Raw genomic sequence first — 8,167 nt, 5'->3', positions numbered from 1 at the left:
TAAAGATACGTTTTCTTGCAGATATAAACAAACTTTATAACTTCTAAATAACTATTAATCAGTTGTTTAAATAGTTTTTAATGGCTGACTATTTATTATATTTGAATCATCGAACCACTTCGTTAGGTTTGAGTGGAATTCCTTTTTTTTCTAAAAAAAAGAATGAGAACGGAAGGCATAAACGAAATTGAAGCGAAGCCTTAATTGAAGTTTACGAACGAAGTTCATGGCGCCCTAAAAAATCACTATATAAATTTAAAAAGACGCCTAAGAAATTTTATGTAGATCTTATTTGAATCATTTTTGCCACAGTTGCCGTCCAACCTTGATGTGATGCTCCCATGCCACGTCCATTGTCGCCATGAAAATATTCGTTGAACATGATGTAATTTTTGAAGTAAGGATCTTCGTTAAATTTTTTCACGCCACCATTGAAGGGTCTGTTTCCGTTTTTGTCTTCCAGGAAAATGCTCTCTAAACGCATACTTAAATTTTCTGCAACTTCATTTAATGAAAAATAATTGTTGCTTCCTGTTGGCAATTCTACCTTCAGACTTTCGCCATAATAGAAATAGAAGCGTTGCAAGCTTTCTACAATTAGAAAATTAATAGGGAACCAAATCGGTCCGCGCCAATTGCTGTTTCCGCCAAACATACTGCTATCACTCTCTCCAGGAACGTAATGCACCACATATTGGTTTTCATTGGTTGTAAAAACGAAGGGAGTTTTTTCGTAAACTTTGGACATTCCACGGATTCCAAAATCGCTTAGAAATTCTTTTTCATCCAACATTCTGTTCAAAACTTTGGTCAATCTTGTTCTACGAAGGATGCTCATCAAATGTTTTTTGCCTTCGCCTTCTTTGTCCCAATGTGAAACCAGATTGGCGAGTTCCTTTTTGTTTCGCAGAATCCATTCCATTCTTTCTTTAAATTTTGGGAGCTTTTCCAGCATTTCATGGTCGATTATTTCTACAGCAAAAAGAGGAATTAAACCTACAATACTGCGCAATCTTAGGGATACGCTTTTGCCATCGGATAGTTGCAATACATCGTAGAAAAAGCCGTCTTCTTCGTTCCAAAGGCTTTCTTGGTCGTCTCCCAAATTTTCCATAGCTTCTGCAATGTAGAGATAATGCTCGAAGAATTTGATTGCCATATCTTCGTAAACTACGTTGTATTGTGCCAATTCCATCGCAATTCTCATCATATTCAAAGCATACATCGCCATCCAACTAGTTCCATCTGCTTGTTCTAAATGTTCGCCTTCGCCAAATTCCATATTTCTATCGAATGCGCCTATATTATCTAGCCCAAGAAAACCACCACCGAAAATATTTTTCCCAGTTTTATCTTTTCTATTTACCCACCAAGTGAAATTTAAGAGTAATTTTTGGTATACTTTTTCCAGAAAGACAACGTCTGGTTTTCCATTATTTTTTTCATCAATTTTAAAAACTCGGAAACAGCTCCAAGCGTGAACTGGTGGATTCACATCGCTCAAATTCCATTCATAAGCAGGCATTTGTCCGTTTGGATGCATGTACCACTCTTTGGTTAGAAGTAAAAGCTGGTTTTTAGCGAAATCGCTGTCTATCAATGCGAAAGGAACACAATGAAAAGCGAGATCCCAAGTTGCATACCATGGATATTCCCATTTATCTGGCATAGAAATAACGTCTTTATTGTGCAAATGACTCCATTCTGTATTGCGAACATAATGGTCGAAATTTCTTGGTGCCTCATGATTGGGATCGCCCTTCAACCATTTATTTAGATTGTAGTGGTAGAATTGCTTATTCCAAAGAAGTCCAGCAAATGCTTGTCTTTGCACATTTCTTTCGTCTTTCGAAGATATATCTTTTTGAATTTCTTGGTAGAATTCTTCCGCTTCATTTTTCCGGGTTTCAAATAATTCATCAAAACCCCAAAAAGCATCATGTAAATCTTGATTTGCTAGTCTGAAATCAAAAGTTTTGGAAGACTTTGCTTCTATTGTATCTTTAATCAAAAACGAGGCTTTTGTCCCTTTTTTTTCAGGATTGATGGTGCTTTTTCCATGAATTATATAATCATTTATGCCATCTTTATAGTATTGATCTTCAATTTTAGGAGTTCCATATAATTTAGAATAATTGGTTTCATTCTCGCAAAATAAAGCTTCAGCGTTTTCTCTTCGAGAATACATTTTTTTGATACCAATTTCGTTGTGATAGATGTCTATTTCGGAATTTTTGATAGAAGAGAGCTTTCCTTTATAATCATTGTAACCCCATTTCCAGTTGTTTCTAAACCAAACGGTTGGTAAAATTGTAATAGGTGCGTTTTCTAAACTTCTATTTTCAATGGTAATTCTTACGAGAATATCATCAGAATCTGCTTTGCAATATTCAATAAAAATATCAAAATATTCATCTTTATCAAAAATTCCTGTATCTATTAATTCAAACTCCTGCTCACTTTTGTTTCTGCTGCCATTTTCATTAATTAAATCGTCATACGGAAAAGATTTTGTGGGATATTTGTACACCATTTTCATATAAGAATGCGTTGGTGTATTATCTAAATAATAAAATATTTCTTTGATGTCTTCACCATGATTTCCTTGATAATTGCTTAATCCAAAAAATCTTTCCTTTATTCTGACATCCTTTTCGTTCCAAAATCCGAGAGCAAAACACATGAGCTGTTTGCTGTCTGAAATACCTGCAATTCCCTCTTCTGCCCATCTATAGGTATAACTTTCTGCGCGATCATGGCTCGTGAATTCCCATGCGTTGCCGTCTGTGCTATAATCTTCTCGCACATTCCCCCATTGTCTGTTGCTTACATAAGGACCCCAAGTTTTCCAATTTTCCGCAAGCATTCTTTCACTTTCTGCAATTCTCATTTCCATTTAATTTAAAAGCGAAATTAAGGAAAAAAAATTTCCTGATTTACAAACAAGTTTTTGGATTCTTAAAATTTATAGTTTACCTTTGATTTTCAACTACGTTCATACACATATTGAAAATGTTATTAAGAAAGGTGGAGAGAATAGACTCTGTGAAACCTTGGCAACCTTCGCTTTTGCGAAAAGGTGCTACATTCTACTCGCCTTTGGCGAGTGAGATAACAAATACAAATATTTACCATTCTTGGTAGCATTTTCAATTATTTTATTATTAATAATTAATTGAAATGCAAAAACAACATCCTATATATTCCGAACTTCAAAAACGCATTCTCGTATTAGACGGTGCAATGGGAACCATGCTGCAACGCTATAATTTCACCGAAGAAAATTACCGTGGCGAAAGATTTAAAGACTATCAATATTCTGTAAAAGGAAACAATGATTTACTTTCTCTCACGCAACCAAAAGCAATTGCAGAAGTTCATGCAAAATATTTAGAAGCCGGTGCAGATATTATAGAAACCAATACTTTTTCTGGTACTACCATTGCAATGGCAGATTACCACATGGAAGATTTGGTGTACGAACTCAACTATGAATCTGCAAAAATTGCCCGACAAGTTTGTGATGAATTCACTGCAAAAAACCCAGAAAAACCAAGATTTGTAGCAGGTTCCATCGGTCCTACAAACAGAACTGCGAGTTTAAGTCCGGATGTGAATGATGCAGGATTTCGTGCCGTTACGTTCGATGAATTGAGAACTGCTTACAAACAACAAGCAGAAGCACTTTTAGATGGTGGTTCAGATTTACTTTTGGTAGAAACTATTTTCGATACTTTAAATGCTAAAGCTGCACTCTTCGCTATTGATGAAATTCAAGAAGAGAGAAATATAGAAATCCCAATTATGGTTTCCGGTACCATTACCGATGCTTCTGGACGCACATTGAGCGGACAAACAGCAGAAGCATTTTTGATTTCAGTTTCTCATCTCAATTTGTTGAGCGTAGGTTTCAATTGCGCTTTGGGAGCAGAACAACTAACGCCGTATTTAGAAACTTTGGCCAAAAATTCAGATTTTAATATTTCCGCCTATCCCAATGCTGGTTTGCCCAATGCGTTTGGTCAATACGATGAATCTCCAGAATTTATGGCAGAACAAATCCGCGAGTATGCAGAAAAAGGTTTAATTAATATTATTGGTGGATGCTGCGGAACAACGCCACCTCACATCAAAGCCATTGCAGATTTAGTGAAGGATTATGAACCGAGGAAAATTAAGGTATTAAAATAAAACTCATTCACATTTATTTTTAATTACGAGAGCCACGAAGTGGCTTAATCAAAAGCATTGTGTAAGCAAAGCGCCGCCCAATGAATTAAACGAGAAAGATAAATGGTGTCTGAAAGACCGCAATCAAAAGCATTGGTTAAGCAAAGCGCCGCCCAATCAAATATGACGAGAAAAATAAATAAGGTCTGAAAGACCGCAATGAAAAGCATTGGTTAAGCAAAGCGCCGCCCAATCAAATAAAACGAGAAAAATAAATAAGGTCTGAAAGACCGCAATCAAAAGCATTGGGTAAGCAAAGCGCCGCCCAATGAAAAAAGACGAGGATAAATGAGGTCTGAAAGACCGCAATCAAAAGCATTGGGTAAGCAAAGCGCCGCCCAATTGAATTAAACGAGAAAGATAAATGAGGTCTGAAAGACCGCAATCAAAAGCATTGGGTAAGCAAAGCGCCGCCCAATGATATAAAAAACGATGTAATTATAAATCATTTAAGAATGGGACAATCATTAAATAAGATATATGTTCATTTGGTTTTCAGTACAAAACATAGAAAACCAATGATTACAGATTCTATTAAAGAAGAATTATTTAGTTATTTAGGCGGTGTTTGCAAAAATTTAGAATGTAATCCTATTCAAGTTGGTGGATACAAAGACCATGTTCATATCTTATGTTTGTTATCAAAGAAAATCGCATTAATGAAATTATTGGAAGAGGTAAAGTCCCATTCCTCAAAATGGATAAAAACAAAAGGAAAAGAATTTGAAGATTTTTATTGGCAAAATGGTTATGGCGCATTTTCAGTAAATCCTACAGAAATAGAAATTGTAAAAAAATATATTATTAATCAAGAAGAACATCATAATAAGAAAGCATTTCAGGAAGAATTTTTGGCATTTGTAAAGAAATATAATGTTGAATATGATGAAAGGTATGTTTGGGATTAATTGTGTGAAACATCGGGCTTTGCCCAATGTTGATGATAACGCCACTTCGTGGCTTTGATTCGACGTGTTTATTTTTCATCAGGCTAAACCCAATGTTAGTGATAATGCCACTTTGTGGCTTTAAAACAGAATAAAAAGTAATGAAATATTTAAAATTATCAGGTCTCGAACCTTTAATTATAACCCCAGAATCCAATTTTATTAATGTTGGAGAAAGAACCAATGTTGCAGGTTCTAAAAAATTTCTTCGTTTAATTAAAGAAGGAAATTACAATGAAGCGCTCGATATTGCTCGAAATCAAGTTGATGGTGGAGCGCAAATTCTGGATGTTAATTTTGATGATGGTTTGCTCGATGGAAAATTTGCCATGGTAAAATTCCTGAATTTAATTGCTTCAGAACCGGATATTTCTCGAATTCCCATCATGATTGATTCTTCAAAATGGGAAATTCTAGAAGCTGGTTTGCAAGTGGTACAAGGAAAATGTGTGGTAAATTCTATCAGTTTAAAAGAAGGTGAAGCAGAATTTATCAATCACGCCAAAAAAATTAAAAGATACGGAGCCGCCGTAATTGTGATGGCTTTTGATGAAAACGGACAAGCCGATAATTACGAGAGAAGAATAGAAATTTCCAAAAGATCTTATGATATTTTAGTTAATAAAGTTGGTTTTCCTTCCGAAGATATTATTTTCGATTTAAATATTTTCCCAGTCGCAACAGGAATGGACGAACATCGCAGAAATGCTATAGATTTCATAGATGCTACGAAATGGGTGCGAGAAAATTTACCCAATGTTTCTGTGAGTGGTGGAGTTTCCAATGTTTCTTTCTCTTTTCGCGGGAACGATAATGTGCGAGAAGCGATGCATTCCGTGTTCCTCTATCACGCCATAAAAGCAGGAATGAATATGGGAATTGTAAACCCAACCATGCTGGAAGTCTATGATGAAATTCCGAAAGAATTGCTAGAATTGGTGGAAGATGTGATGCTCGACAAAAGAGAAGACGCTACAGAACGACTTTTAGATTATTCTGAGCGCGTAAAATCTACCAAAAAAGAATTTGTAGAAGAATTAGAATGGCGAAAAGATGCGTTGCAAGATAGAATCACGCATGCTTTGGTGAAAGGTTTAGACCGTTTTATCATTGAAGATGTAGAAGAAGCCAGAGCAAATTCAACCAGACCTTTGGATGTAATCGAAATTAATTTGATGACCGGAATGGGCGTTGTTGGAGATTTATTTGGTAGCGGAAAAATGTTTTTGCCGCAAGTCGTAAAATCGGCCAGAGTAATGAAAAAAGCAGTGGCCTATTTGCAACCTTTTATTGAGGCAGAAAAAGATGAAAAGCAAAAACCAAACGGAAAAATCTTAATGGCAACCGTAAAAGGTGATGTTCACGATATTGGCAAAAACATAGTGAGCGTAGTGTTGGGTTGTAATAATTATGAAATCATCGATTTGGGAGTGATGGTTCCGGCAGATAAAATAATTGCTGCTGCGATAGAACATCAAGTAGATGTAATCGGTTTAAGCGGATTAATCACCCCAAGTTTAGACGAAATGGTGCATGTTGCCGACGAATTGCAAAGAAAAAATCTGAATTTTCCTTTGTTAATTGGTGGTGCTACAACTTCAAAAGCGCATACCGCGGTGAAAATTTGCCCGAAATATAATAATACCGTGGTTCATGTGAACGATGCTTCTAGAGCAGTTGGTGTTGTGAGTAAATTGTTGGATAGAAATGCAGCACAATATGAAACTGAATTGCGAGAAGATTACGATGATTTTAGAATTAAATTTCTGGAGCGTCAAATTGAGAAAGTATACGTTCCCATTGAAGAAGCTAGGAAGCAAAAATTTAAAGTAGATTGGGAAAATGAAGAAATTTTCAAGCCTAATTTTTTAGGAATTAAAATTATAGAAAACCAAGATTTAAGGGAATTGTTGCCATTTATAGATTGGAGTCCATTTTTTAGAAGTTGGGAATTGCATGGTAAATTTCCCGATATTTTAATTGATGAGGTTGTTGGCGAACAGGCGAGTATTTTATTTAAAGAATCTAAAGTTTTACTAGAAAAAATTCTAGACGAAAAACTATTCACAGCGAAAGGTATTTTCGGAATTTTTCCTGCCAATTCTAATGGTGAAGATGATATTTTAGTTTCTGATGAAAGTGGAAATGAATTAGCGAAATTTAGAACTTTAAGACAACAATTAAAAAAATCTGCCGGAAAAGAATACCATGCTTTAAGTGATTTTATTGCACCAAAAACTTCGGGAACGCAAGATTACATCGGAGCATTTGCCGTAACTACAGGTTTTGGAACAGAAGAACTGGCGCAAGAATATTATGATGAAGGCGATGATTACAACGCTATTATTGTAAAAGCTTTGGCAGATCGTTTAGCAGAAGCATTTGCAGAATTTCTACATCATAAAGTTCGCACAGAATTTTGGGCTTATGATGAAAATGAAAACCTAGAAAACGAAGATTTAATTGCCGAAAAATACAAAGGAATTCGTCCTGCACCAGGTTATCCCGCTTGTCCGGATCATTTGGAAAAACAAACAATTTGGGACTTATTAAAAGTGAAAGAAAATATTGGTTTAGAACTCACAGAAAGTTTGGCAATGTTTCCAACTGCAGCAGTTTCTGGCTATTATTTTGGAAATTCGAAAGCCAAATATTTTGGGGTAGGAAAAATAAAAGAAGATCAATTGAAAGATTTTGCCGAAAGAAAAGGAGTAGAATTGGATTTTGCCAGAAAATGGTTGAGCCCGAATTTGGCGGATTAATTTAGAAATCCTTCAAGGTTTTTGAAACCTTGAAGGATTGAAATGTGAAATTAGAGAGCCACGAAGTGGCGACATCAAATAGCAAAGGGTAAAGCCCTTTGAAAAGAAATCAAATAGCAAAGGGTAAAGCCCTTTGAAAAGAAATCAAATAGCAAAGGGTGAAACCCATTGAAAAGAAATCAAATAGCATTGGGTGAAACCTATTGAAAAAAATAAAAATCCATTGCG

At 35.4% G+C, this 8,167-nt stretch carries 4 protein-coding genes and 1 riboswitch; of the genes, 3 read left to right on the top strand and 1 reads right to left on the bottom strand.

Going from position 1 to position 8,167, the window contains the following annotated elements; translation table 11 throughout:
* Positions 1 to 277: 277 nt before the first annotated feature.
* Positions 278 to 2,890, bottom strand: coding sequence for an MGH1-like glycoside hydrolase domain-containing protein (locus tag HNQ03_RS13535; RefSeq protein ID WP_173780230.1), 2,613 nt, complete (start codon positions 2,888 to 2,890; stop codon positions 278 to 280).
* A gap of 122 nt (positions 2,891 to 3,012) precedes the next feature.
* A riboswitch (SAM riboswitch) is annotated at positions 3,013 to 3,118 on the top strand.
* A gap of 62 nt (positions 3,119 to 3,180) precedes the next feature.
* On the opposite strand from HNQ03_RS13535, the gene HNQ03_RS13530 reads away from it, so the two are divergent.
* The 3 genes from HNQ03_RS13530 (at position 3,181) to metH (ending at position 7,939) form a co-directional block, all read left to right on the top strand.
* A complete protein-coding gene (locus HNQ03_RS13530) occupies positions 3,181 to 4,191 on the top strand; it encodes a homocysteine S-methyltransferase family protein (RefSeq protein ID WP_173780229.1) in 1,011 nt (336 codons plus the stop codon).
* Between the two features lie 494 nt (positions 4,192 to 4,685).
* Complete coding sequence (tnpA, locus tag HNQ03_RS13525; protein ID WP_173780228.1) at positions 4,686 to 5,138, top strand: IS200/IS605 family transposase; 453 nt, start codon at positions 4,686 to 4,688, stop codon at positions 5,136 to 5,138.
* A 140-nt stretch (positions 5,139 to 5,278) separates the two neighbouring features.
* Positions 5,279 to 7,939, top strand: a complete 2,661-nt coding sequence (metH, locus tag HNQ03_RS13520) for a methionine synthase (RefSeq protein WP_173780227.1) — start codon at positions 5,279 to 5,281, stop codon at positions 7,937 to 7,939.
* Positions 7,940 to 8,167: the final 228 nt, after the last annotated feature.

Origin of the sequence: Frigoriflavimonas asaccharolytica, assembly GCF_013294015.1 — a bacterium.
GTDB lineage: Bacteria > Bacteroidota > Bacteroidia > Flavobacteriales > Weeksellaceae > Frigoriflavimonas > Frigoriflavimonas asaccharolytica.
Note: the sequence above shows the minus strand (reverse complement) of the source record. Positions and strands in the feature narration are given on the sequence as shown.

Bases quoted from the DNA above. Each gene is read 5' to 3' on its own strand.
- metH (WP_173780227.1), top strand. From the start codon at position 5,279: ATGAAATATTTAAAATTATCAGGTCTCGAACCTTTAATTATAACCCCA.
- tnpA (WP_173780228.1), top strand. From the start codon at position 4,686: ATGGGACAATCATTAAATAAGATATATGTTCATTTGGTTTTCAGTACA.
- HNQ03_RS13535 (WP_173780230.1), bottom strand. From the start codon at position 2,890: ATGAGAATTGCAGAAAGTGAAAGAATGCTTGCGGAAAATTGGAAAACT.
- HNQ03_RS13530 (WP_173780229.1), top strand. From the start codon at position 3,181: ATGCAAAAACAACATCCTATATATTCCGAACTTCAAAAACGCATTCTC.